The sequence below is a fragment of the Enhygromyxa salina genome (assembly GCF_000737335.2).
Taxonomy (GTDB): Bacteria; Myxococcota_A; Polyangia; order Nannocystales; family Nannocystaceae; genus Plesiocystis; species Plesiocystis salina_C.
This window is the reverse complement of sequence record NZ_JMCC02000011.1, coordinates 142,707-166,361: the sequence shown is the minus strand read 5'-3', so window position 1 is coordinate 166,361 and position 23,655 is coordinate 142,707. Positions and strand designations below refer to the sequence as shown.

The following is a 23,655-nucleotide window of genomic DNA, read 5'->3' as shown; positions in this document are numbered from 1 at the left end:
CAGCGAAGCGGGGGTGGGTGAACGTGTCCCTGGCAGTCGACACGATCTACCGAGACCCGCTCGAGGGGGGTTGAGGGGGGGCGCTAGCCGAACTCGTCGTCGTCGTCGTCGGAGTCGCCGACCGACGCGGCGAGGCGGACCCAAAAGCATGACCCGACCGGCTCGCGCGGATCCACGCCGACCTCGCCGCCCATCGCCTCGCTCAAGTTCTTGACGATCGCCAGACCGAGCCCGGTCCCGCCCATGTGGCGCGAGCGGCCTGGATCGACCCGATAGAACCGCTCGAACACGCGGCGGCGCTGATCCGGGGCGATGCCTGGCCCGCGGTCGCGCACCTCGATGCGAACGCTGGACCCCTGCCGGACCGCCCCGAGCTCCACGAGCCCGCCCTCGGGCCCGTACTTGACCGCGTTCTCGACCAGGTTCACGAGGATCTGCTCGAGCGCGCTCGCGTCCCCGCGCACCCGCAGATCTGGATCGATGTCGAGCTCGAGGGTCACGGTTCGCCGTCGGCAAGACTCGCTGACCGACTTGCTGACCGCGTGGCCGACCGAGGCCATCGACAGCGCGCGCATCTCGATCGTGTACTTGCCCGCCTCGATCCGCGAGATGTCGAGCAAGTCCGAGATCAGCTGGCCAAGCCGCTCGGAGTTGCGCCTGATCGCGTCGAGGAAGCGCCGGGCCAGGACCGGCTCTTCGAGCGCGCCCGACAGCAGGGTCTCGGTGTTGGCCTGGATGATGCTGACCGGGGTGCGCAGCTCGTGTGAGACGTTGGCCACGAAGTCGCGGCGCACGGTCTCGAGCCGACGGATCTCGGTGACATCGTGCATGACCAACACCGCGCCGCCCGACTCGCCCTGGGGCGTGGCCCGGACCATCAGGTGGCGCAGCCCGGCGGACGACTCGACGGTGATGTCGATGCTGCGGGCCTCTCCGCGCACGGCGTGGTCGAGCACCTCTGACAGCTGCGGGATGGGGAACGCCTCGAGCAACAGGCGGCCGTGCAGTTCCGCGCTGGGCGAGAGCAGCTCGCGGGCCGAGCGGTTGCTCGAGATGATGCGCTGGTCGCTGTCGACCGCGAGCACGGCCTCGTCCATGGAATGGATGACGGTCTCGAACAGGTCGCGCTCGGCTGCCAGCTCCTTGACCGTGCGCTCGAGCTCCTCCGAGACCCGGTTGAGCGAGCCCGCGAGCCCACCAAATTCGTCGCTGCTGGCGATCGGTAAGCGTCGATCCTTGTCACCCTCTGCCATCGCTCGTGCTGCCTCCATGAGTTCGCGGACGCGTCCGTACATCATGCGCGAAGCGACCAGGCCCGCGCCGATCGCCAAGCCCAGCGACAACAGCCCGCCGACCACCAAGATCGCCCGGATCCCCGCGATGGAGTCGCCGACGGTCTCGAGCGGAGTGGCGACCCGAACCACCGCCGCGCCCGCGACATCTGGCGACCCCGCCAACATTGCGCAGTACAGCATCTCGGTGTTGACCGTGTTGCTGTAGCGCCGCGACAGGCCGCAGGTGTCCGCGCCCGCGGCCAGGACCTCGGGGCGCTTCGCGTGGTTGTCGACCGCTGCGATCTCGCTCAGCGGCACCTCGGAGTCACCGACCACCTTGCCGTCGCCGCGAACGACGGTGACGCGGGCGTTGAACGAGGCGCCGAGCTGATCGGCGAGTGGGTCGATCGCCGCGGCGGTCCACGCGTCAGAGTTGGCCGACGCGCCGTGCTCGAGCAGGTTGCGGGAGGCCCGCGCGAAGCGGGCCAGCTCGACCTCCATGCGCCGCTCGGTCGCGGCCTGGAGCCGCCACTGCAAGTACACACCCGCGGCAAGATCCGTGACGGCCACGATCAGGATCGTGACGATCAGGAACTTCGCTCGAACACCAAAATTCATCGCCAGCGTGTGAGACCCGCCGCCAACAATCAGCCGTAGCGACCTTCGATGTAGTCCGCGGTCGATTGGTTCTTGGGCGAGACGAACATCTTGGCGGTCTCGGTGTGCTCGACCAGGCGGCCGTGCAGCATGAACGCGCACTCTTCGGTGGCGCGGCGGGCCTGGGCCATGTTGTGGGTGACGATCAGGATCGTGTAGTCGCCCTTGAGCGACCAGATCAGCTCTTCCACGGCTGCGGTGCCGTCGGGATCCAGGGCCGAGCAGGGCTCGTCCATGAGCAGCACGCGGGGCTTGACCGGCAGCAGCCGGGCGATGCACAGCTTTTGTTGCTCTTCGAGCGACAGGCGGATCGCCGGCTCGCCCAGGCGATCTTTGACCTTGTCCCACAGCAGCACCGTGCGCAGCGACTGCTCGACGATCTGGGCTTCCTCGGCCTTGGTGGGCTTGGATTTGTGATCTGCGCCCGTGCCCGTGCTCGAACCATGGGTGCGCAGGCCAAACAGCACGTTGTCGCGGATCGACAAGGGCAGCGGGTTGGGGCGCTGGAACACCATGCCGATCTGCTTGCGGACCTGCAGCAGCTCGACGTTGGCGCCAAAGATGTCGTTGCCGAGCACGTCGATCGTGCCGGTCGTGCGCACGTAGCCAAGCCGCTCGACGATCCGGTTGACGCTGCGCAACAGCGTGGACTTGCCGCAGCCGGACGGGCCGATCAGGCCGGTGACCCGGCCGGCGGGGACGTCAAAATCAACGTCGAACAGCGCCTGAAAGTCGCCGTACCACAGGTTCAGTCCGCGAGTCTGGATCGCGCACTTGGGCGGCTTGGGTGCGTCAGCCAAAACGGCCCTCGATGTAGGCTTGGGTTTTTTCGTGCTTGGGGTCAGAGAACAGCTCGCTGGTTGGCCCAACTTCCACGCACTGGCCCTGCAAGAAGAACGCGGTGCGATCGGCCAGGCGCCGGGCCTGTTGGGTCAGGTTGGTCACCAGCACGATGGTCATCTCGGACTTGAGCTCCTTGAGCACGTCCTCGATGCGCATGGTCGTGACCGGGTCAACGGCGATCGAGAACTCGTCGAGCAGCAGCAGATCGGGCTCTTGCGAGAGCGCCCGGGCGATCGTGAGCCGCTGCTGCTGGCCACCCGAGAGCAGGCTGCCAAGCGCGCCCAGCCGGTCTTTGACCTCGTCCCAGAGGGCCGCGCGACGCAGGCATTTTTCAACGGTCACGTCGAGCTCGGCCTTGGCCCGGACCCCGCGCAGCCGGGGCGCGAGCGCGACGTTGTCGTAGACCGACAGCGGCAGGCCGACCGGCAGCGGAAACACCACGCCCACGCTGCGGCGCAGCGCGTAGAGGTTTCGCCAGTCTCGCAGATCCTTGCCGCGGTACATGACGGTGCCCTCGAAGTGCATGCCCGGCGTGAAGGTGTCCATGCGGTTGAGCACCCGCAAGAACGAGGTCTTGCCGCTGTTCGCCGGACCAATGATCCCGAAGATCTCGTTGCGGTACACGTCGAGGTTGGCGCCCGAGAGCGCCGTGTATCGCCCGTAGTGGACCGAGAGCTTGCGCGCCTCGATCTCTTTGATGCGTGTTGGGGGCGAGTCGCTCATCACCACTTCTTGCGGTTGCGCAGCACCATCCGCAGGCCGATGGAGGCAGAGTTCATGATCAGGACCATGCCAATCAGCACCAGCGCGACGCCGTAGGGCAGGGACTCGGGGACGTTGGGGACCTGGGTGGCGACAACGAACAAGTGGAGCGAGAGCGCCATGGTCTGGTCGAACACGCTCTCGGGCAAGAACGGCAGGAAGAACGCGGCGCCCGTGAACATGATTGGCGCGGTCTCGCCGGCGGTGCGCGAGACCTCGAGGATGATCCCGGTGAGGATGCCGCTGACCGCGTTGGGCAGGACCACGCGCACGATGGTCTGCCAGCGGGTCGCGCCCATGTTCCAGCACGCCTCGCGGAACGACTGGGGCACCGCCTGCAGCGACTCGCGGGTGGACACGATCACGACCGGCAAGGTCATGATTGCGAGGGTCAAGCTGGCCGCCAGGATGCTGGTGCCAAACCCAAAGAACAGCACGAACGCGCCCAGCCCAAACAGCGCGTGGACGATGGAGGGGACCCCGGCGAGGTTGATGATCGCCAGGTTGATCAGCCGCGTGAGCCAGTTGTCGGGCGCGTACTCGCTCAGGTAGATCGCGGCCGCGACGCCCACGGGGATCGAGGCGATCAGGGCGACGAGGACCAGCGCGATGGTGCCCATCAGCGCCGGAAAGATGCCGCCCGCGGTCATGCCGTTGGTGGGGTTCTCGGTCAGGAACGCCCACGACAGCGCGGGGCTGCCCTTGTAGATCAGCACCCCGAGGATGATGATCACGGGCAGGACCAGCAGCAGCGTCATGCCCAAGAACAGCAGCCGCATCCCTTGTTGGATGCGCCAGTTGCGGGCGTTGAGCTCGGTAGATTCGAACATCGTGGGGTCCTAGGATCGCTTGATCCCACGCATGACCAGGTCGGCCGTGAGGTTGATGATGAAGGTGACGGCGAACAGCAGGATGCCGAGGGTGAACAAGGCCTGGTAGTGCTCGCTGCCGACGGCGGTCTCGCCAAGCTCGGCGGCGATGGTTGCCGTGAGCGCGCGGACCGAGTCGAACAGCCCGTCGGGCACGTTGATCGAGTGGCCGCTGGCCATCAGCACGGCCATGGTCTCGCCGAAGCCCCGACCCACGCCCAGCAGCACCGCGGCCATCAGCCCGTGCTTGGCCGCGGGCAGCACGATCTTCAAGGTCACCTGCCAGCGCGTGGCCCCGAGCGCTTCGGCGGCCTCACGATAGCGATCGGGCACGGCCTTGAGCGCGTCCTCGGCGATCGTGGTCATGATCGGGGCGGCCATCAAGGCGAGGATCACCCCGGCATTGAGGATGTTGAGGCCAACCGGCACATCGAACATGTCGATGATCAGCGGGTTCATGATCGACAGCCCGATGAAGCCCCACACGACCGAGGGGATCGCCGCGAGCAGCTCGATGAGGATCTTGAGGATCTCGCGGGTCCGACCCTCGGCGAACTCCGCGATGTAGATCGCGGCGCCCAGCGAGAACGGGATCGAGAGCAAGACCGCGAGCCCGGTGATGCTGGCGGTGCCGGCGATCAGCGCGAACGCGCCGTAGGTCGGGTTCGAGTCCGACGTGGGTCGCCACGCCGGGTCGAAGAAGAACTCGCGGATGTCCATCGACTGGGTGATGAACGCGAACCCCTCGCGGGTGATGAACAAGAAGATCCCGATGATGAAGACGATCGCGGAGATCCCCCCCAAGAACACCAGGCTTGCCATCGCCTTATCCACGTACCAGTGGAAGTCGCGGACGTCTTCGTGTTGCATGCGAATCGAAACAGGCCAGGGAAGACCAGGGAAGAAGACCAGAGAAGCAAGACCAGAGGAGCAGGACCAGCTGAGCGCGGCGCGTCAGTCGGGCTCAGTCCCACGCAGTCGCTCCATCAAGGAGCTCAGGTTTGCGCTGAGTTCACGGACGAGGGCGTCCAGGGCCTCGGCGCGGGCCTCTGGTGGGAGGTTCGCCGGGGGGACGGTGATGTCGTCCCAGCGCAGGAGGATCGTGTGATAGGGGATGCGCGGCAGGTGCTCGGACGGGACGTTGATCGCTACGACGAGGTGATACTCGACCGGCGACTCGGCCAGCTCGGTGATCAGGCGCGGGCGCGTGACCGTGAGCGCGAATCGGTCGGCGACCGCGGCGAGGTCGCCGTCGTGGGACTCCGCTGCTGCCCAGCCGGCGCTGGAGTACACGCCGTGATCGGGGAACTGCTTGGCTGCGAGCCCGGCCGCGAGCTGGCTGACCAGATCGTTGCGCTCGTCCAGGAACAAGATCCGAAACACCCGCGGGGCCTTGAGCTCCCCGGTGGCCACGAACATGGCCTCGTCGCAGATGTTCTTGGCTTGGTCGCTGAAGCGCTCGATCTTGCCAAAGATCTTGAGCAGCGAGGCCTGCTGCAGGGCCGGACGCTGGGTCGCACCTTCGATCAGGTCTTGGAAGCGCTCGTCGTATTGGCGATCGATCCGCTTGCCGACCCGCTTGGTCGCCCGCGCGAGCTCGACGTCGGCCTCCAAGAACGCACGCACGGCGTCGGCGAGCATGGCCCAGGCCATCTCGGCCATGTCGCCGATCTGCTTGACCAGGTCGTCCGAGAGCGCGTTCTCGAGCTGAAGCACGACCCGGCTGATCGTCACCGCGTAGTCGCCCGCGCGCTCGAGCGCGATCGTGAGCCGCAGCACCGACGAGATGAAGCGCAGGTGCCTGGCGGCGGGTAGATGCCGAGCGACGAAGGCGTGACACAGCTCGTCGATCTCGCGGATCTGCCGGTTGATCGCGAGGTCGTCGACCGCGATCTGGTACAGCATGTCGCGGTCTTCGGTGCGGACCGCCCGGACGCAGCGCTCGAGCCCCGAGGCGACGTCTTTACCGACGAGGTCGATCGCGTTGCGGATCGCCTCGAGATCTTCAGAGAGTCGGCGTTCGTAGTGTGACATCTGTGGTGGCTCGCTGCGCTGTGGGACGCTACCCGCAGCTGACAGCCTTCACGGGGGCGTAGCCCTTCGCCTGCATGATACACTGCCCCGTGTCGCTCAGAACCCAAGTGAGGTACTTCTCGAGCGCACCGGTTGGCTTGCCGGCTGTGTACATGAGCAGCGGGCGGGCGATCGGGTACGAGCCATCGCTGGCGGTGGCGATCGTCGGCGCGACACAGGGGGCCCCGTCGTCCTTCTTGACACAGGGCATCGCGAGCTTGTCCGTGGCGTAGGCCAAGCCGCTGTAGCCGATCGCGCAGGGGGTCTTCTCGACCAGGTCCACGACGTCCTTGGAGCCATGCATGTCGCGCGAGCCAAGCTTGTACTCGATGGTCTTGCCGAGCACGGCCTCGCGGAAGTAGGCGTAGGTACCGGAGTTGTTCTGGCGGCTGACCAGCACGATCTCGTCGCTCGAGCAGCCCGGCACGGTGATGCCCAGCTGACTCCACTTTTCGACGCCGCCACCCTCGCCATAGATGCTGGCGAGCTGGGCGATCGTGATCTCTTTGAGGGGGTTGTCCTCGTGAACGAACACCGCGAGGGCGTCGTAGCCAACGACGTGCTCGATCGGCTCGACCCCGTTCTTCTTGGCCAGCTCGATCTCCTCGTTCTTCATCTGGCGCGAGGAGTTGGCGATGTCGACGGTGCCGTTGATCATCGCCGAGATGCCGGTGCCCGAGCCGCCACCGGTGACGGCGATGACCGTGTTCGGCTCGACCTTGGCGTACTCTTCTGCCCAGGCTTGCGCCACGTTGACCAGGGTGTCCGAGCCCTTGTTCTGAATCACGGTGCGCCCGGAAGACCCGCGACCACAGGCGCTGCCGACCAGCATGGCGAGGGCGGCAACGGACACCGCTGCCCAGGGTGAACCAGTCCACGAAGGCGTTCGCAAGCCGGCGAGAAGCTCTCGCCCGAGCCGAAAACTGAGGAGCGGAGTCTGGTTGCGCATGACGGGGGGAAGGTACTCAAGCCTCGTCGCGGGGACAGCCCGATTCTTGGCTGGCACACAGATGTAACACTTTGTCGCAAACGGCCCGCGCCTGGCCGCCACGCGGGCCTGAAGCGGGGCACCGCCGCGCTCACGATTTTCCGCACGAACGGGATCTCGGTCGCGTTCACCGCTCCGGCGCGGGTGCCGATCGCGGCGCCGCGCGAACTTTGCCGAGACGCCTGCGTACGCGAAATTACCGCACAGCGAGATCACGCTCATGGAGTTCGCCCTCAGAACGAGATCTGCGCCTGCACGCGGATCTCATCGAGCCCGCGGCCGATCGCGTCATCCCAGATTCGAAAGTAGTCGGCCTGCAGCTTGTAGGGGTGGCCGGCGATGTACCAGCTGAGCCCGCCGCCAGCTTCGCGACGATCGCTGATCGCGGTCTCGGTCTCGGTGCCCAGCGCTCGGATCTCGCTGTAGCGCGCGGCCACCTCGATCGGTGCGTGGGGGATCATGTAGCCGGCCTGCACGAACCAACCCAGCCCGTTGCGTGGGGCCTCGATCGGGGCCAGGACCAGGTTGCCCAGCTCGTCCTCGACCTCGGCGTCGCCGACGTGGCGTCGACCTTGCCGCCAGAAGAACTCGCCCGAGATCGCCAGGCCAAGGACCTTGAATTGCAGGCCGGCGTTGGCGTTGTGGTAGTCGGTGGTGCCGCCGTCTGTCGGCGTGCTGCCCTTGGTCCCGCGGTTGACCACGGCGTCGTCCATGTACGAGTACGCGACACCCAGTGACAGCCGCGGCTTCTTGGTCCGGTCGAAGTCGCCCTCGGTGTAGTCGTCGAACTGCCCGAAGGGCGCGACCTCGATCCGGGCGATGTAGACCAAGCCACCGCGGCCGGCGACGGGCTCGAGCGTGTAGTTGTCGCGTCCGCCACCCATGTACACGCCCGCGTAGTAGCGCAGCCGTTTGACGCCCAAGAAGTCCTTCGAGCGGATGTCGATGCCGATGTCGCGGTCGAGGTCGAACTCGGAGCCCACGATTGAACGATCGACCAGCTGCAGCTTGCCCGACGAGATCACGCGTTGGTGGCTGTAGGGCAGCTTGTACTGACCCACGCGGACCGTCAGATTTCGCAGGTAGTCGAACTCCACGTAGAAGTCGCGGAGGATCGTGAACTTGGCGGTGCTGTTCTTGAGCGAGATGTCGCGCGGCGAGAACGAGAGCTCGAGCTTGTACTTGTTGTGCTCGCCAAACACGTTGCCCTGAAAGGCCAGGCGCGCGCGCCGAAGCTGAAACGTGTGTGTGACCGGCTCCACGTCGGGGGCCGCGTCGTTGTCGTGGTCGAGCGTGTAGAGCATCTGGACCCGCAGGCCCATCGCGAGCTTGTACTTGTCGTCCTTGCTGGCGAAGGTCAGGCCCTTCCCCGGCCGAAACCGGATGTTCTGGGCGTTGATCGGGACGTCTTGCGTGAGCGCCCACTGCTTGTTGGGGACCAGCGGGGAGACTTCATCTTCATCGGCCTTTGGCTTGGCGGTCTGTACTGGGGGGCCCTGGCCCGGGTCCTCGGACGCGGGTTCCGCGGGTGCCTCGACGGGCTCTGGGGTCGCGGGGACGGGGGCTGGCGCGGGTTCCGGTTCCGGTTCCGGTTCCGGCGCGTCCACGCTGGGAACGGGCTGCTCGGGCTGCTCGGGCGCTGGCGTTGAGCTGGAGTCGGTCTCGGGTGTGACCGCGACTGGCGCGTCGGGTTGAGAAGCAGCGGCGTCGGCGGGTGGTGCCAACGATAGCAGCGAGAACAACGACAGAATCGAGAGGTTCACCAGTCTCCAATCAGGCAAGGCCCGAATCGCGGCGAAGCTACTCAGCAAGTGTCACGGCACCGTCACAGCACGGTGTCGTTGTTACCAAGATCAAGCTCTGTAACCTGAGCTCAGCCAGTTTGACGCGATCCAGTTTCCATCCTGACACGATGGGTGAGTCACGCAAATCACGCGAATCACCACATTGGAGTTGTCACAGTCCTGACACACACACGATACCGCGCGGCCATCGAGTACCCGTATACGTGGGTGTCTCAGCCTGGTGTGAAGCGCGCGAATGCTGGCGCGATCACCAGCGTGATCAGGCCCGCGAGCGGCGGTAGCAGCAAGCACGCGAGCACGCGCAGCGCGGTCAGTCGCGGGCCAAGGATCCCGACTTCGATCGGCAGCCGGATCAGCGAGAGCAAGCTGAACGACACGAGGTAGGTGACGACGACCGCCGCGCCCGCGCCCGCCTTCGCGAGCCCTGCCGCGAGCGGCAGCCCGACCAGGCTGCCGGCGGGCGTTGCGATGCCGGCGAGGGTGGCGATCACGATCCCGCGCGGCCCCGAGGCGTCCGAGAGCCAGCGCTCGACGACCTGCTGGGGCAGCAACACCTCGATGAATCCCATCATTGCGATTGCGAGCACGAGCACCGGGAGGAACTTCAACCCAGTGTCGCCCGAGGCGCGAAGCGCTAGCGTCAGGCCCTCGCTGCCCGCGCGAACGTAGGTCGCGCCAATCAGCACCAACAATAGCGCGCCCATGAAGATCAATACATTGGTCATGCCGCCCCGTTTGCGCTGTGTCTGCGGTTGTGTTGATGGGTCTGCGGCTGGGGTCTCGCTCACGTCTGCTGTGGCTCCGCGCTCGAGAGGATCGTGACGATCCCAGTGTCACCGTCCACGCGAATCCGCTGGCCGCTGGTGATCAGACGGGTCGCGTCGTCAAGGCCCACGACAGCGGGAATCCCATACTCGCGGGCGACGACCGAGCCGTGGGTCATCAGCCCGCCAACCTCCATCACCAGCGCCGAGGCGTGGATGAACAGCGGCGTCCAGCCGGGATCGGTGAATGGCGCGACCAGGATCTCGCCCGCGTGCATGACCTCGGTGGTGGGGTCCATGATCACCCGCGCGACCCCTTCAACAATGCCAGCCGAGGCCGACACACCCGCGAAGGTGCCCGGTGGGAGCGCGGCCGCGCGGGGCGGTCGCGGAATCTCGCCCTCGCTGGTGATCACCCGGGGCGGCCGGAGCTTGGCGTAGCCGCGGTATTCCAGGCGGCGCGACTCGACCAGCGCGTGCATGGATTCGCCTGCGACCGCGCGCTCGATGTCGTCATAGTTGAGCCACCAGATATCCTCGGCTTTGGCCAAGCGCTGGGCCTGGACCAGGTCTTCCGCGACCTGCAGGATCGCGCCGCGGACCAGGTACAGCCCGCGCATGAAGACGAACTTGGGGTGCTCGCGCAGCGACAGGCCGGTGCGCATGCGCGGGATCAGCCGCCGGATCAGCCAGCGTCGGCCAAACTTCGCGTTGGCGATCAGCCCCTGGCCGGCCTGATCCGCCGACTGCTCGGTGGCGCGTTGCTGGGCCCGATGCCCGCCAATGCTGCGATCGCGCAGCATGCCCGAGAGCGCGTGCAGCAAGCTGCTTGGATCCTCGGCCCAGCGGGGCTTGGTCATGTCGATCTCGCCCACGGCGCGGTGGCCGTAGGTCGCCAGGAAGGTCTGCCAGTCAGCCAGCAATTGCGCGGCGCCGTCCAGCGCGTCGATCTCGGTGGGCCGCTGCAGGGCGGTGATGTCGGCCGACAGGCGGGCGTACAGGCCGTCGTGGGTCCGCACGATGTCGGCGAGGTCGCCGAGCTCGAGATCCATCTGGGTGGTGACGTTGCCGTCGAGGCCGCGGGCGAGCTCGGCGACGCGCGGGTCGTTGCCGCACAGCTTGTCGAGCAGCTTCCACGAGATCATGCCAGTCAGCATCACGTGGAAGGCGCCCAGCATCACCGAGCGCAGCGCCCCCCACAGGACCTCGCGCGCGGCCTGCAGCCGCTGGGCCGCGTCGCCTGAGCTCGAGATCTGTCGCGCCCACTGGTCCGGGAGCGTCTGCGCCAAGTGTTCGACCGCGGCTCGGTTCACGGCAGGGTCGCGCCAGGTCAGGCTCGCGAACAGGTTGCGACCCAGCGTAAACCCCATGTCCTTGGCAAAGAACCCGAGGTCTGCCTGGGGCCGACCGTCGCGCTGGGCGAAGTCCTTGCGCGCGATGATCTGCTCGAGCAGCCCCGCCATCTGCGATTCGACGAGCGTCATCACGTTGGGGACCAGCTTGCGGGTGACGCCGCGCAGCATCGCGGGGGTCACGTCCATGTACATGCGCCCGGCGGCCCGACGCATCAGCGGGCAGGGCTCGTTGATCTTCCGCTTTCCAACCGGAAACGCCTGCGTGATCGTGTCAATTCCCAGCGGCAAGATGGGATCGGTCATCACCTGAATGTGGCTGATGCTCACATAGACGTGCAGGCCCTGATCCTCGCCGCCAGCAGGGATCGGAAACAGCGTGGTGATCGGCCGGGTCTGGACCAAGAACAGCTCACCGCCCTCGAAGCACCACTCGATGTCCTGCGGTGTGCCGTAGTGGTCCTCGACGCGGCCGGCGAGCTCGATCAACGCCCCCAGCTGCGAATTGTCCAGCGCCCGCGTGGCCCGTCGCTCGGGGGCCACGTCGCGCTGCTCGGTGCCGCTGCTGGTGCCGACGATCTCAATCGCCTTGGCGCCGAGCCGCTGGTGAAGCAGCGCGCCGCTGCGGCGATCGACGCGGTAATTGTCGGCCTCGACGATGCCCGAGACCAGCGCCTCGCCCAGACCCCAGCTCGCGTCGATCGAGGCCACGCCGCGGTGCCCGCTGAGCGGGTCGGCGGTGAACATGATGCCCGAGATCTCGGACTGGACCATGCGCTGTACGACCACGCTGAGCTTGGCGATGTCGGAGCCAAAGCCGTGCTGACGCCGATACGAGATCGCTCGATCCGTGAACAAGCTGGCCCAGCACGCGCGCACCCGATCGAGCAGGCGGTCGAGCCCGCGCACGTTCAAATAGGTGTCTTGCTGGCCTGCGAACGAGGCCTCGGCGAGATCCTCGAGCGTCGCGGACGAGCGCACGGCCCACGGGGGATCCCCCTCGACCTGCGCGAACGCGGCGCGGATCTGATCGGCGACCTCGGCGGGGATTGGCGTGGCCTCGAGCTGCTCGCGCAGCTGGGCCCCGAGCTCGCGGACGCCCTCGAGATCGGTGGGCTCGAGCGCGTCGACGCGGGCCATTAACTGCGCGGCGTGGGGGCTGGCGGCCAGGAATGCATCAAAGGCTTCGGTCGTGACGCAAAACCCATCGGGGACCGCGACGCCGGCCGCGACCATCTCGCCCAGGTTGGCGCCCTTGCCCCCCACGCGGGGCAGATCCGCCGCCCGGACCTGTGAAAAGGGCAGAGTGTAGTGCGTCATGATTTTGCTCCGTAGGCGGCCAGGAACGCGTTCACGACCCGAGTTGCGCTGGCTTCGATGTTGATCGTGGCGTCGGGATCCATGCGTCGCAGGAACACGGGCTCGGCCAGCGTCATCGCCATCCAGTAGGCGACCAAGACATTGGGGTGCTCGTTGACGAGCTCGCCGCGGGCCGAGGCGGCCTTGAAATAGGTGGCGAGGACCTTGCGAGTGGTCTTGTTGCTGTCGCGTAGGCGTTGCAGCGAGGCGGCGGCGCTCGAGTCGGTCATCGCGGCGAGCAGCAAGCCGGGGCTGCGCTCGGCCATGGTGATCCCGGCGCGGGCGACGTAGCCCAGCACCTCTTCGATCGGCTTGCCCGTCGAGATCCGCCGCAGCGCGCCTTCGCGGGGGCTGAGCTGATCCAAGAAGGTTGTCATCAGGGCGTCGCGGTCGCCGAAGCTGCGGTACACCGACATCACGCTGACCCCCGCCAATTGGGCGATCTCTTCGATTGTGACGTTGAGATCACCCTGAACGCCGACCCGCTGGTGCATGGCCTGAAGGATTCGCTCGCGGGCGGATGCCGGCTCATCGAGCTCGACCCCGCCCGCGCGCAGCTGGTCCAACAGCGCGTCTTTGCTGGCGAACCGGCGGTACAGCGTCGCGCGAGAGATGCCCGCTCGGCGGGCGACGGCGTTCATGGTCAGGCTGCCGACGCCGTCGGTGTTCGCCAGCGCGCGCGCAGCCTCGATGATCTGCTCGGTCTCGGTCTCGTCCATCGCAACCCTCCGTGAGGTGGTACGCGATGTTATGGATCAGTAACACGCCGTGTCAAGCGCTTCGAATTCAGCGCCTGAGCACAGCTGGGTCATCGCCTCGTGGACGCTTGGCCAGAGCCGCCGGGTGCCAAGCCGCTCGGCCAGCCCCGAGCGCTGCATCATGTCGCGCACGGGGCCCTTGACCCCCGCAAAGTGCAGCTCGACCCCGCGGGCGAGCAGGCTGTCGTCGAGCTCGCGCAGCCCAAGATCGGCCGAGCTGTCGAGTCGGTTGACCGCGCTCGCGTCCAGGACCAGCGCCCGCGTGACCTGACCCTTGGCGGCCGCTTGGTCGAGCAGCTGCGCGAGCGTGCGCTCGAGAAACTCGACGTTGCCAAAGTAGAGCTGCGCGTCAACGCGAACGGCGACGATGCCAGGGACCGTGACGGCCTCGGGAAACCGCGCGACGTTGCGGTAGATCGTCGTCCCCGGCAGGCGCCCGAGCACCGCCGTGTGCGGTCGCGTCTGGCGGACCACGAAGGCCACCATCGAGCCCGCGACCCCCATCGCGAGGCCCTGAACGATGCCCAGCGCCAAGGTCCCGACGAAGGTCAGGATCAGCAGGCCAAGCTCGGTCCGCTCGAGCGTCCACAGCCTGCGAACCATCTCCACGTCGACCAGGCTGAACACCGCCGTCATGATGATCGCGGCGAGGGTGGCCTTGGGCAGGTCGTGAAACAGCGGGGTCAGCAGCGCCAGGGTCAGGATCACGACGAGCGCCGTGAACACGCCAGCGAGCTGCGTGCGCGCCCCGGCTTGCGCGTTGACAGCCGTGCGCGAGAACCCACCCGCGACCGGGTAGCCGCCAAACAGGCTGCCAAATAGATTCGCCGCGCCAAGCCCGACCAGCTCGCGGTTGGCGTCTACCCGCGGCGTGGGGCCGGCGGCGTCGGGGTTGGCGTACTTGCTGACGACCGCCTTCGCGACCGAGATCGCTTCCATGAACGAGACCAAGGCGATGGCGAAGGCCGTGGGCAGGAGCTCGCGCAGGGTCGAGAGCTCGAGGCTTGGCAGCGCGGGTCGAGGGAGCCCGCGCGGGACCTCGCCGACAATCGCGACGCCGCGGGCGTCCAGACCAAGCGCCCAGACCAGCACGGTCCCTGCGACCATCACCAGGAGTGCGCGCGGGAACCTTGGACGCAGGCGGGCGAGCAGCACCAGCGCGACCACGCTGCCCAGACCGATCGCCAGGGTCGGCAGCGAGGTCTGGTGAATGGCTTGGGCGGCGGCGAGCAGCAGCTCGTGCACGTGGGCGCTGCGGCCCAGCTCGATGCCCAGCAAGTGGGGCAGCTGCGACAACCCAATGATCAACGCGGCCGCCGAGGTGAACCCGCTGATCACCGGGCGCGACAAGAAGTTGACCAGCGCACCCAAGCGGGCCAAGCCCATGCCCAGCTGGATCACGCCGACCATCGCCGCGAGTGAGATCGCGTAGGCGATGAACGCTGGCGTCCCCGCGCGGGCCAGCGCACCGACCCCGACCGCGACCAACAGCGAGTCCATCGCAACCGGGCCAACCGCGAGCTGCCGCGAGCTGCCAAACACCGCGTAGGCCAGCAGCGGAATCGTGGCCGCATACAACCCGTGGATCGGCGGCAACCCGGCGAGCATCGCGTAGGCCATGGCCTGCGGGATCAACATGATCGCCGTGGTCAGCCCCGCGGCCAGATCGCTGCGCAAGTCAGCGCGGCGGTAGTTGGGCAGCCAGGTCAGGATTGGCAGCCAGGTCCGAGCGTTCATGGTGGACGCCAGTGCAGACCACGGGCCAAGCCCTGTCTTGGTCACGCTCGCGCGTTCATGCGATCCGCGAGCGGGCCCCGTGACATCGCGTTGCACACGTTGCAACGTGGCTCAGTCCCGGAAACAATGGGTGCAGGCATGCTGCTCGACCCGATCCCCGTTCCCGCTGAGCTCGACGTCACTGTGTTTCACGGGATCGTGACCCAGTCGCCGCAGATGCTCGAGTTCTTCGAGCTGCTGCGGCGGGCAGCTCGCAGCGGCGCGAGCATCTTGATCCGCGGCGAGAGCGGGACCGGCAAGGAGCTGGCCGCCGCCGCGATCCATCGGCTGTCGCGGCGGCGCGAGCGGCCATTCAAGGCGATCAACTGCGCAACGCTGACGCCGGAGCTCGCGGCCTCGGAGCTGTTCGGTCACGTGCGCGGGGCGTTCACTGGGGCGATCCGCGAGCGCGCGGGCTTGTTTGCCCTGGCCGACGGCGGGACCGTGTTCTTGGACGAGGTCGCCGAGCTGTCGCCCGACATTCAGGCCCGGCTGCTGCGGGTCCTGCAAGAGCGCACCTTCGTGCCGATCGGCGGGACCGAGCCGGTCCAGGTCGACGTGCGCTTGCTGGCGGCCACCAACAAGTCGCTGCGAGACGAGGTGGAGCAGCGGCGCTTTCGTGAGGATCTGATGTATCGGATTCGCGTGGTCCCGCTGTTCTTGCCGCCCTTGGTCGAGCGCGAGGGCGACATCGAGACGCTGATCTGGCACTTCATCCGGCAGTTCAACGCGCGGGCAGATCAGCGCCAGCGCGGGAACCATGAAGACGACGATGTGCCGTGGCGGCAGATCGAGGCCCTCGCCCCCGACGCCCACGCGCGGCTGTTGGCCTATCACTGGCCGGGCAATGTTCGTGAGCTGCGCAATGTGATCGAGTATGTGTTTGCGATCGGTGAGGGCGAGGTGCTCGAGGGCCAGGAGCTGCCGCCCGAGCTGCGCGGCGAGCCGCCGCCCCGGACCACGCGGATCCATCCCTACACGATCTCGCCCGCCGACGACGAGCGCGCGCGGATCCTCGAGGCGCTGCGGATCGCGAAGGGGCTCAAGAGCCGGGCGGCGGAGCTACTCGGCATCAGCCGGACGACGCTGTGGCGAAAGATGCGAGAGCTCGAGCTCGGCGGCTGAGCTGGCGGTCCACGGTTGCGGTGGCCGACCGGCGGAGCGATCACCGCGCAGGCCGGGTCGTAGCGAAGTGTTGGAGGGCTGGCTCGAATTTGACTGGACTCGCCGACCCGAATTCGCATCCACTGCGGCATGCGCTACCTACCCCTGACGTCCTTGCTTACCTGCACCCTGGTGCTTGCCTGCTCTGATGATCAACCGGCCGAGACAACGCAGACGGCGACCGACACGACCGGCGACGGCGACGGCGACGGTGATCCTGGAGACGGCGACGGCGACGGCGACGGCGACGGCGACGGAGACGGCGACGGAGACGGCGACGGAGACGGCGACGGCGACGGCGACGGCGACGGCGACCCGGGCCTGTGCGGCGACGGCAACGTCGACCCCGGCGAAGAGTGCGACGACGGCAACGACCTCGACACTGACGCGTGCACCAACAAGTGCATGAACGCCGAGTGTGGGGACGGCATCACCCAGACCGGCGTCGAGGGCTGTGACGACGGCAACGACGAAGATGGCGACGGCTGTAGCATCTTGTGCCTGCTCGAGAGCTGTGGCGACGGGGTCCTCCACGACGGTGAGGAGTGCGACGACGGCAACGACGTGAGCACCGATGAGTGCACCAACCTGTGCGCGCTGGCGGTGTGCGGCGACATGGTCACGCAAGACGGCGTCGAGGAGTGTGATGACGGCAACGACATCGACACCGACGCGTGCACCAGCGGGTGCCTCGCGGCGGTGTGCGGCGACATGATCATTCAAGACGGCGCGGAAGAGTGCGACGACGCCAACATGGACGACACCGACGACTGCACCAACGCGTGCACGAACGCGGTCTGCGGTGACGGCTCGCTCCACGCTGGGGTTGAAGCGTGCGACGACGGCAACATGAGCAACGACGACGCCTGCGTTGGGGACTGCGTGGCCGCGGTCTGCGGTGACGGGTTTGTCCACGCCAACGTCGAAGAGTGCGACGACGGCAACGACGTCGACAATGATGATTGCAGCAATACTTGCGTCGCGGCGCAATGTGGTGACAACGTCGTCCAGCTGAATGAAGAGTGCGACTTTGGCGATGTGAACCCGGGCGACGGCTGCTCGGACAGCTGCCTGTGGGAGAAGCGCATGGTGTTCGTGACCTCCACGACCCACATGGGTGACCTTGGCGGCCTCGACGGCGCCGACGCGATCTGCAACCTGCGGGCGGCCGCGGCGAACCTCCCCGGCACCTACATGGCGTGGATCTCGACCGCTCAGGGCTCGCCCTCGACCCGCTTCGTGCAGTCCAGCGTGCGCTACGAGATGACCAATGGGAACAAGATCGCCGACGATTGGGCCGATCTGACCGACGGCACGCTGGACACCTCGTTCAACAAGACCGAGACCAACGGGACCCCGACGGCTGCGAGCATCAGCTGCAACAATAGCAATCGCATGACCTGGACGGGGACCAACGCCGACGGTACGGCGGGCGCGAATACTTGTAGCGACTTCACCTCGACGAACAGCACCGGGGCGGTTGGCCGCAACACGACGACCGACTCGACCTGGTCGGTGTGCAACGCGGCGGCGGCCTGTACGGTCACGGCGCCGCTCTACTGCTTCCAGCAGTAACCGCGCTGTCCGATCGCCCGCCCGAAGCTTGGCTTCGGGCGGGATCTGGACCGGGTTCGTGTTAGGGTCACGCAGGTGCCGCCCGAGGAGACTGAGACCGAGACGTGGCGACGAGCGAGGTCGCGGCCGCGCCAGTCGAGCCAGACGACGCGGCCGAAGAGCAGGCGCCCCCGCCACGCTTGGTCTTGGGCGTTCGTCCGCCCGACGCGGTGAGCTGGCGGATCCACGGCCCGCTCGAGCCAAAGACGGCGATCGAGACCGGCGCCTCGGTCTCGTGCACGACGACCTTCACCGCGCGCAAGGCCGAGCGCGCCGCCCTCGCTGGTTCGAGCACGCCGCAGACGGAGCCGCACGGTGTGCTGGGTGGACCGATGCCAGCGCGGAGCCGGTCGAGCTCGCAGGCGCGCGTGATGGTGGAGGTCGGGGACGTCGTGGTGTTTCCGGGGGAAGGCTATGCGCTGGATCTGGAGTTTGCCGCGCAGCCGGAGGGGGTCGGGGTCTACGGCTTGTTCACGGGCGCCAAAGGCGACTCGTGGAAGCTGTTCTTCGAGCGCGCGACCAAGATCGAGATCTCGGTCGCGGGCCATCGCCTGGTCACGCCCGCGTCACCCTGAGGGTTGGACCGGCCGGGCGCGCAGGGATCTTCGCTGCGGTGTGAACCGCTCGGTGTCGCTTCGCCGCCACGGCGAACGTGATTCCAACCACCCCTCGAGCCCGCGCGGCGTTGCGCGTGACCCAGTTCTCTATTCAATCGCGGTCGAGCGCGCGTACAGCCCGGGCCATGGACTCCGTGCACGCCAGGCACCCAGGCATCAGCGCCATCTCGATCTACGTCCCCCGTCACCGCGTCGACCTCGAGCGTTGGTGCGAGTGGACCGACGCGACCTGGCCCAAGGTCGCGGCCGTGGTCGGGCGCAGCTTCCGGGTCTGCGGGCCCGAAGAAAACGCCTACACCATGGCCGCGAGCGCGGTGCTTCGGCTGATCCGAGACAACCGGGTCGACCCGCGGCGGATCGGCATGCTCGCGCTCGGGACCGAGTCGTCGACGGACAACGCGGCCGGAGCCGTGATCGTCCGAGGCATGGTCGACGACGCCCTGCGCGGCCTCGGCTTGCCGAGCATCGCGCGTAGCTGTGAGGTCCCCGAGTTCAAGCACGCCTGCCTTGGTGGGATCTATGCGACCAAGGCCGCCGCCCGCTACCTGGCCGCCGACGGCCGCGACCAGGTCGCGATCGTCGTCAGCTCGGACATCGCCGAGTACCAGCGCGGGAGCTCGGGCGAGCAGACCCAGGGGGCCGGAGCCGTCGCGTTCTTGCTCGAAGCCGCGCCCAAGCTGCTCGCGCTCGACCTCGAGCACGCCGGCTCGGCCTCGCGCTACCGCGGCTACGACTTCCGCAAGCCGTTCGCCCGCCACTTCATGCCCAACTACCGAGCCAGCGGTGAGCGGGCCCGCGACTTCCCCGTGTTCAACGGCAAGTACTCGACGACCTGCTACGTCGACCAGATCATCGCCGCGCTCGACGGGATGTTCGCCGGTCTCGACGTCGAGCGGCGCAGCTTCTACGCCGAGCTCGCGGCGGCCGTGTTTCATCGGCCCTATCAACAGCTGCCGATCACGGCCCTCGCGACCGCGCTGACCTTCGACATCGCCCGCGATCGGGCCGCGCCCGGCCAGCTCGACGAGCTCGCGCTCGCGGCCGGGGTCGACCCCGAACAGGTCCGCGCGCAGGTCGAGCTCCACGCCGCCGCCAGCTTCGATCTCCGCGACGCAGTCGCAGCGCACGGGCCCGATCACGATCCCTTCGCGGCCGTCACGGCGGTTGCCAAGCAGCTGCGCGGTTCGGCGTGGTTTCGCGAGTTCCAGGCCGCCAAGCTCAGTCTCGGCAGTGAGCTCGTGCGTGACGTCGGCAACCTCTACACCGCGTCGCTGCCGGCCTGGCTGGCGGCGGCGTTCGAGGACGCGCTCTGCCGCGGGCTCGAGCTCGCCGGCAAGCCGATGTTGCTGGTCGGCTATGGGAGCGGCGACGCGGCCGAAGCGATCCCGGCGACCGTGGTCCCCGGCTGGCAGCGCGCCGCCGCGCGGATCGGCTTTGCGCGGGCGCTGGAGTCCAGCCACGCGCTCGATCGTGACCAGTACGAGGCCCTCCACGACGGCCGCCCGGCAGCCGGCCTGGCTAACGCCAGCGATGCCTTTGCTGTCCGCGAGGTCGGGGCGAGCAACGAAGACGCGTTCCAGGACATCGGCATCGAGTACTACGAGTACCGGGGCCCAACGTCGGCGGAACGGACCCATTTGGCCTGACGTCGCCGCGTGGGTCGCGTCGGCTGAATCGGTGGTCGGGACGTCGTGGTATTTCCAGGGGAAGGGGTTGCGTTGGACCTGGAGTTTGCCGCGGTCACGCCCCGGTCACCTTGAGCGTTCGACCGCGCCCGGCTATATCGTGGGTGTGTCGGACCCACGCGCCCACGCCAGCATGTACGAGAACTTGAGCCGCCCGCATGGGTTCGAGCCCCTGCGCGTGGAGGGGCAGCTGCCCGAGGGGGTGGCCGGGACCCTGTACCGCAGCGGTCCGGGGCAGATCGAGCGCTTTGGCCACCGCATGTCGCACCCCTTCGAGGCCGACGGCGTGATCATGGCCGCGCGGCTTGACGGCAACGGCGGGGCGCTTGGGGCTGCGCGGGTGATCGAGAGCGCGGGCTACCTCGAGGAGCAGGCGGCTGGGCGGTACTTGTACGGCACTGGCGCGCCCTGGGGGCGACGCGTGCTCAACACTCTGCGGGGTCGGGTGAAGAACACTGGCAACACGCGAGCGTGGACCTGGCGGGGCCGCTTGTTCACGATCATGGAGGCGTGCAAGCCGACCGAGCTGGATCCGGACACGCTCGAGGTGCTGGGTGAGCGGGACTTTGATGGCGCGGTGATCAGCGCGTTCTCTGCTCACCCCCACCGGGTCGCGCGATTGCAGACGAGCTTCAACTTTGGGCTGCGCTATGGCAAGCAGACCATGCTGGATCTGTTTGCGCTGCCGGACAATGGAGAGCCTCGGCTGTTGGGCAGCTTCGAGTGTGGCTGGGCCGGGTTGGTACACGACTTTGTCGTGACCGAGAACCACGCCATATTCATCAACTGTCCGGCGAAGCTGAAGCTGGCGCGGGCGCTGCTGCAGCTCGGCGACTTTTCGAGTTGGTTTGGGTGGGCGCCCGAGCAGGGGTGCGAGATCATTGTGGTGCCGTTTGCGGACCCTGGGGCGGCGAAGCGATTCACCGTTGAGCCGTTTTGGGTGTGGCACTTCGTCAACGCCTTCGAGCGTGGGGACGAGCTGGTGATCGACTATTGTCGGTATGCGGATCTGGCCTCGCTGACCTCGCTGGGGGACGGATCGCGGATCGAGCCGCCAACGCTGCACCGGGGGACCTTGGATCTGCGGACCGGGGCGTGGCGCAGTGAGCAGCGGTGGGAACGCTCGTGCGAGTTTCCGCGGGTTGATTCACGGTATGAAGGGGCGGAGCATCCCCATGCGTGGTTCTATGCGCGGGATGAGGCTGACGGGTTTGGGCTCGCCCGGGTTGATGTGGATACTGGGGATGCGGACGTGTGGGAGCTGGGCGCGCAGGTCAAGCCGAGTGAGCCTGTGCCCGTGGCCCGCAGCGGGGATCCTGACGGGAAGCCTTGGATCTTGAGCCTTTGCCATGACGAGCAAAGTGATCACAGCTATGTCGCGGTGCTCGACGGGGGCGCGCTCGCGGACGGGCCGGTGGCCAAGCTGTGGTTTGATCAGGCGTTGCCGGAGACCTATCACGGCGACTGGGTCGGGTAGGTGGGCGCACCTGTTAGGTGCGCTGCCACCAACCCGTGTCGCGGAGCGGCGGCCAAGAGCTTGTCACTCAGCGCTGTCGTCACTTGGCCCAAACGACAACTGCTTGGGACGGAATTGCTCTGGCGCCATTACGGCGATGTTGATCCGCGGGGCCAGCTTCCAGAAGTCACCGTCAAGATCGACGATGCAGTCAACGCGTGCAACCTTGGCACACGCACAGATCATCGCGTCATATTTGAGATGCGAGAGCGGGATGGTCTGCCTCTCTCGCTCGAGTTTGAGAACTTCATGTTGCGGCCGAGCGTAGCTCCGAGCTGCTTGGCTTGCTCTTCGGTGACGTTGAGCTTCAACAATCCAAAGCGCTCGGTTCGAAATTTTCCCGTCGGTGGATCAATCGATACTTGAACGAGTCGCGCGCGGATATCTGCAACTTCAATGCGGGCAGAGACTTGCTCTGCGTCAGGTACGATTAGTGTTTTCCGGTACTTGCCTATTGAAACGCGAACATGTTGATCTTTGCCCACCAGGCGCAGATGGGACACGACGGTGTCGACCCGTCCCTTGGCGCCGCGTGGCACGGGAATCGAGCCATCGATATACTGATCGGCTTGCTTGACTGCGAGGCGGGCGACATCTGGGCGATCAGGTACTGCGCACAGCCTCACACTTCCTGGCATGATCTCGAGGCCGGTAAATGCAGCGGCACATCGGCCTCGCCTGCGACCCAGACCAACAGTTGGAGGTAGGCCGCGGCAGCTGCGAGCACGGTCGGGACGTCGAAATTTGTGTGGGAGACATCCTTGCCGCTAATTTTTCCTTCGAGGGTCCACTCTACGGCGTCGTTTTCGGAGGGCCTGGCGGGGGGCTTGCCCATGCAAAGGGAGAGTAGCGCATCGCGCGGTCGGAATCCAAGGTCCTCGCGCAAGCGGACGCAACGGTAGCTTCAGCCAAGCGCCCTGGATGTCGAGCGTGGTGTGGCCAAGGCCGATGGCAGAGCGGCGTCGCTACTGACGCCCCCGGGACCCCTGACGCCAAGCCCGCCAGCGAAGCACAGCCTCAACGGCACTGAACAAGCCCAGACCGGCGCCAGTCGCCACCAAGCCGGCTGTCCATGGCCCCGCGTCCAATAGCATCGGGAGCATGAGTGTGATCAGCACACCGGTGAGAAAGGTAAAACGATCACGCTGCCGCCACTTCCGCAAATACGCAAAGGTGAGGAAATGACCCGTGGGGACTGCGTCCTCAATCACAGTAGTCCTCCAGCGCATCGGCTCCAATACCCTGTGCCACCGCGCCCGCCCCGAGGCACAACGGGCAGCCCGCCCCAGCCGAAAGACAGCACACACCCGCGGAGGCCGCCACTACTCCGGACCAGATGTACTTCCCCGCTCGCAGCACTTTCTTGCCCCATGCGCTGCACTTGAACGCTTGGGACTCACCACCGAACGCGTCCATAAGCTCGGTGCCAGGTCCGCCCGCGAGACCAACCAGCGCCGCAGAGGCGAGTTCGCTGGCTTCGGGGGTGGATGATATCCAGTTGGTCAAACCGGTTGAGGCGTCCCAGGTCGAGTGCACGATCGCCTCCCCATCGACGTACAGGTAGCCATCGCCGTGGTTCGCGTCGTCGACAACCAACACAACCTCCGCGGTTTGGCCCTGGGGCAGCGAGTAGCTCACCGATGCCCAGCGTGTGCGGGTGCCATCTTGGGTCGTGTACTCGTCGACGACCGTCACCGGGGGCGGCTCGTAGGTTGGTGACGAAGCCAGCGCGACTGAGAAGATCGCGTGGAGGATCATGGCGAAAAACTAGTGACAGGT

The 23,655-nt window shown here is 67.0% G+C and carries 19 protein-coding genes; 5 read left to right on the top strand and 14 right to left on the bottom strand.

The genetic code is table 11. The features are described 5' to 3' along the window. Positions 1-83 precede the first annotated feature (83 nt). The 12 genes from DB30_RS06465 to DB30_RS06410 all read right to left on the bottom strand — a co-directional run bounded on the left by DB30_RS06465 (position 84) and on the right by DB30_RS06410 (position 15,241). Entirely contained in the window at positions 84-1,892 is a 1,809-nt protein-coding gene (locus DB30_RS06465; RefSeq protein WP_052547094.1) for a HAMP domain-containing sensor histidine kinase, read from the bottom strand. Between the two features lie 29 nt (positions 1,893-1,921). Continuing rightward, positions 1,922-2,731, bottom strand: a complete 810-nt coding sequence (locus DB30_RS06460) for a phosphate ABC transporter ATP-binding protein (protein WP_052547093.1) — start codon at positions 2,729-2,731, stop codon at positions 1,922-1,924. Continuing rightward, complete coding sequence (locus DB30_RS06455; protein ID WP_052547111.1) at positions 2,724-3,473, bottom strand: phosphate ABC transporter ATP-binding protein; 750 nt, start codon at positions 3,471-3,473, stop codon at positions 2,724-2,726. Before DB30_RS06455 ends, DB30_RS06460 begins: the two co-directional genes overlap by 8 nt. A 23-nt stretch (positions 3,474-3,496) precedes the next feature. After that, the gene (pstA, locus tag DB30_RS06450; protein ID WP_146658153.1) at positions 3,497-4,366 is read right to left on the bottom strand and encodes a phosphate ABC transporter permease PstA; all 870 of its coding nucleotides are present in this window, start codon (positions 4,364-4,366) and stop codon (positions 3,497-3,499) included. 9 nt (positions 4,367-4,375) lie between these two features. Beyond that, entirely contained in the window at positions 4,376-5,275 is a 900-nt protein-coding gene (gene pstC / locus DB30_RS06445; protein WP_052547092.1) for a phosphate ABC transporter permease subunit PstC, read from the bottom strand. Positions 5,276-5,359: 84 nt separating this feature from the next. Further along, positions 5,360-6,439, bottom strand: coding sequence for a phosphate signaling complex PhoU family protein (locus DB30_RS06440; protein ID WP_052547091.1), 1,080 nt, complete (start codon positions 6,437-6,439; stop codon positions 5,360-5,362). 28 nt (positions 6,440-6,467) lie between these two features. Beyond that, a complete protein-coding gene (locus DB30_RS06435) occupies positions 6,468-7,331 on the bottom strand; it encodes a PstS family phosphate ABC transporter substrate-binding protein (protein ID WP_205632921.1) in 864 nt (287 codons plus the stop codon). A gap of 368 nt (positions 7,332-7,699) precedes the next feature. Continuing rightward, positions 7,700-9,229 carry a porin gene (locus tag DB30_RS06430; protein ID WP_052547090.1) on the bottom strand — a complete coding sequence of 510 codons (1,530 nt, stop codon included), beginning with the start codon at positions 9,227-9,229 and terminating at the stop codon, positions 7,700-7,702. A 254-nt stretch (positions 9,230-9,483) separates the two neighbouring features. Then, entirely contained in the window at positions 9,484-9,996 is a 513-nt protein-coding gene (locus DB30_RS06425) for a permease (protein ID WP_146658152.1), read from the bottom strand. 59 nt (positions 9,997-10,055) lie between these two features. After that, entirely contained in the window at positions 10,056-12,707 is a 2,652-nt protein-coding gene (locus tag DB30_RS06420; RefSeq protein ID WP_052547088.1) for a phosphoenolpyruvate synthase, read from the bottom strand. After that, the gene (locus tag DB30_RS06415; protein WP_052547087.1) at positions 12,704-13,465 is read right to left on the bottom strand and encodes a TetR/AcrR family transcriptional regulator; all 762 of its coding nucleotides are present in this window, start codon (positions 13,463-13,465) and stop codon (positions 12,704-12,706) included. Before DB30_RS06415 ends, DB30_RS06420 begins: the two co-directional genes overlap by 4 nt. 36 nt (positions 13,466-13,501) lie before the next feature. Beyond that, positions 13,502-15,241 (bottom strand): SulP family inorganic anion transporter, encoded by a 1,740-nt coding sequence (locus DB30_RS06410; RefSeq protein WP_052547086.1) that lies wholly within the window; start codon positions 15,239-15,241, stop codon positions 13,502-13,504. A 138-nt stretch (positions 15,242-15,379) separates the two neighbouring features. On the opposite strand from DB30_RS06410, the gene DB30_RS06405 reads away from it, so the two are divergent. The 5 genes from DB30_RS06405 to DB30_RS06385 all read left to right on the top strand — a co-directional run bounded on the left by DB30_RS06405 (position 15,380) and on the right by DB30_RS06385 (position 21,837). Further along, positions 15,380-16,405, top strand: coding sequence for a sigma-54 interaction domain-containing protein (locus tag DB30_RS06405; protein ID WP_240480178.1), 1,026 nt, complete (start codon positions 15,380-15,382; stop codon positions 16,403-16,405). Positions 16,406-16,534: 129 nt separating this feature from the next. After that, on the top strand, positions 16,535-18,019 hold the full coding sequence (locus DB30_RS06400; RefSeq protein WP_052547084.1) for a DUF4215 domain-containing protein: 1,485 nt from the start codon (positions 16,535-16,537) through the stop codon (positions 18,017-18,019). 104 nt (positions 18,020-18,123) lie between these two features. Continuing rightward, positions 18,124-18,633 carry a hypothetical protein gene (locus DB30_RS06395; protein ID WP_052547083.1) on the top strand — a complete coding sequence of 170 codons (510 nt, stop codon included), beginning with the start codon at positions 18,124-18,126 and terminating at the stop codon, positions 18,631-18,633. 167 nt (positions 18,634-18,800) lie between these two features. Then, positions 18,801-20,321, top strand: coding sequence for a hydroxymethylglutaryl-CoA synthase family protein (locus DB30_RS06390; protein WP_052547082.1), 1,521 nt, complete (start codon positions 18,801-18,803; stop codon positions 20,319-20,321). A 145-nt stretch (positions 20,322-20,466) separates the two neighbouring features. After that, the gene (locus tag DB30_RS06385) at positions 20,467-21,837 is read left to right on the top strand and encodes a carotenoid oxygenase family protein (RefSeq protein ID WP_165703649.1); all 1,371 of its coding nucleotides are present in this window, start codon (positions 20,467-20,469) and stop codon (positions 21,835-21,837) included. Positions 21,838-22,058: 221 nt separating this feature from the next. On the opposite strand, the gene DB30_RS06380 is transcribed toward DB30_RS06385, so the two are convergent. Beyond that, positions 22,059-22,514 (bottom strand): hypothetical protein, encoded by a 456-nt coding sequence (locus DB30_RS06380; protein ID WP_205632920.1) that lies wholly within the window; start codon positions 22,512-22,514, stop codon positions 22,059-22,061. Between the two features lie 565 nt (positions 22,515-23,079). Beyond that, positions 23,080-23,571, bottom strand: a complete 492-nt coding sequence (locus DB30_RS06375) for a hypothetical protein (protein WP_146658149.1) — start codon at positions 23,569-23,571, stop codon at positions 23,080-23,082. Positions 23,572-23,655: the final 84 nt, after the last annotated feature.

Excerpts from the sequence above, each read along its gene's own strand:
- DB30_RS06380 (WP_205632920.1), bottom strand. The coding sequence starts at position 22,514 with ATGCCAGGAAGTGTGAGGCTGTGCGCAGTACCTGATCGCCCAGATGTC.
- pstC (WP_052547092.1), bottom strand. The coding sequence starts at position 5,275 with ATGCAACACGAAGACGTCCGCGACTTCCACTGGTACGTGGATAAGGCG.
- DB30_RS06405 (WP_240480178.1), top strand. The coding sequence starts at position 15,380 with ATGCTGCTCGACCCGATCCCCGTTCCCGCTGAGCTCGACGTCACTGTG.
- DB30_RS06420 (WP_052547088.1), bottom strand. The coding sequence starts at position 12,707 with ATGACGCACTACACTCTGCCCTTTTCACAGGTCCGGGCGGCGGATCTG.
- DB30_RS06465 (WP_052547094.1), bottom strand. The coding sequence starts at position 1,892 with ATGAATTTTGGTGTTCGAGCGAAGTTCCTGATCGTCACGATCCTGATC.
- pstA (WP_146658153.1), bottom strand. The coding sequence starts at position 4,366 with ATGTTCGAATCTACCGAGCTCAACGCCCGCAACTGGCGCATCCAACAA.
- DB30_RS06400 (WP_052547084.1), top strand. The coding sequence starts at position 16,535 with ATGCGCTACCTACCCCTGACGTCCTTGCTTACCTGCACCCTGGTGCTT.
- DB30_RS06415 (WP_052547087.1), bottom strand. The coding sequence starts at position 13,465 with ATGGACGAGACCGAGACCGAGCAGATCATCGAGGCTGCGCGCGCGCTG.
- DB30_RS06425 (WP_146658152.1), bottom strand. The coding sequence starts at position 9,996 with ATGACCAATGTATTGATCTTCATGGGCGCGCTATTGTTGGTGCTGATT.
- DB30_RS06410 (WP_052547086.1), bottom strand. The coding sequence starts at position 15,241 with ATGAACGCTCGGACCTGGCTGCCAATCCTGACCTGGCTGCCCAACTAC.
- DB30_RS06440 (WP_052547091.1), bottom strand. The coding sequence starts at position 6,439 with ATGTCACACTACGAACGCCGACTCTCTGAAGATCTCGAGGCGATCCGC.
- DB30_RS06390 (WP_052547082.1), top strand. The coding sequence starts at position 18,801 with ATGGACTCCGTGCACGCCAGGCACCCAGGCATCAGCGCCATCTCGATC.